2 protein-coding genes and 1 pseudogene are annotated in these 1023 nt (G+C 68.1%); all 3 read left to right on the top strand.

From position 1 onward, the window contains the following. Positions 1 to 250: pseudogene (locus JCM9942_RS16715) on the top strand (heme ABC transporter permease); the annotation flags it as partial. Then, positions 247 to 423 (top strand): heme exporter protein CcmD, encoded by a 177-nt coding sequence (gene ccmD / locus JCM9942_RS18510; protein WP_083468609.1) that lies wholly within the window; start codon positions 247 to 249, stop codon positions 421 to 423. The pseudogene JCM9942_RS16715 and the gene ccmD, both read left to right, overlap by 4 nt. Further along, the gene (gene ccmE, locus JCM9942_RS16720) at positions 420 to 890 is read left to right on the top strand and encodes a cytochrome c maturation protein CcmE (protein ID WP_054660964.1); all 471 of its coding nucleotides are present in this window, start codon (positions 420 to 422) and stop codon (positions 888 to 890) included. Before ccmD ends, ccmE begins: the two co-directional genes overlap by 4 nt. The last annotated feature ends 133 nt before the right edge of the window (positions 891 to 1023 follow it).

Raw genomic sequence — 1023 nt, forward strand, 5'->3', positions numbered from 1 at the left:
CGTCGGCGTGGTGCTGCTGCCGGTGATCCGCTATTCGGTGGTGTGGTGGAATTCGCTGCACCAGGGCCAGACCATCCGTGTGTTCGGCGAATCGAGCATGGACAGCAGCATGACCCTGCCGCTGTGGCTGATGGTGCTGGCCACCAAGTTCTGGTTCGCCGGCTCGCTGCTGGCGCGCGCCCGCGCCGACAACCTGCGCCGCGAGACCGGCAAGGGCTGGGTACGCGAACGTCTGGAGAAAGCACAATGAGCTACTTCAAGTATGTGGCGCTGGCCTATGGCGTTTTCTTCGCGGTACTGGCGTGGGACTTCATCATCCCCCGGCTGCAGTTGCGCCAGCAGCTGCGTGAGGCCCGCAGCCGGCTGGCCCGTGCCAGCCGCAGCGCCACCCCGCAAGCCGACCAGGGAGAGTTGAGCCGATGAGTCCTGTCCAGCGCCGACGCCTGCTGCTGGTGGGTGCGATACTCGCCGCCGCCGGCATCGCCGCGGCCCTGGTGGCCACCGCGCTCCAGCGCAACATCGCCTACCTGTATACCCCGGCTGAAGTGATGGCCGGCAAGGTCGCGCCCGACGCGCGTTTCCGCCTCGGCGGCATGGTCGCCAAGGGCTCGTTCCAGCGCGAAACCGGCGCCCTGCTGGCCCGTTTCGAGGTGACCGATGGCGACGCGCAGCTGCCGGTCACCTATGACCGCATCCTGCCGGACCTGTTCCGCGAGGGCCAGGCGGTGGTCGCCACCGGCCGCATGGTCGATGGCGTGTTCGTCGCCGAGGACGTGCTGGCCAAACATGACGAGACCTACATGCCCAAGGAACTGGCCGACAAGATGGGCATGGCGCACACCAAGCACCAGGTGCCCGCCGATGCCCCCGCCACCACGGAAACGCCCTGAGTGCTGCCTGAAATCGGACAGGTCCTGCTGATCCTCGCGTTGCTGGCAGCCGTTCTGCAGAGCGTGCTCCCGCTGATTGGCGCACACCGCCGCAACGACGCGCTGATCGCCACCGCCCGCCCGGCCGCGCTGC

It is taken from the genome of Stenotrophomonas pictorum JCM 9942, assembly GCF_001310775.1.
GTDB classification, from domain to species: domain Bacteria; phylum Pseudomonadota; class Gammaproteobacteria; order Xanthomonadales; family Xanthomonadaceae; genus Stenotrophomonas; species Stenotrophomonas pictorum.

Coding starts and splice junctions, on each gene's coding strand:
- ccmD (WP_083468609.1), top strand. CDS start 247: ATGAGCTACTTCAAGTATGTGGCGCTGGCCTATGGCGTTTTCTTCGCG.
- ccmE (WP_054660964.1), top strand. CDS start 420: ATGAGTCCTGTCCAGCGCCGACGCCTGCTGCTGGTGGGTGCGATACTC.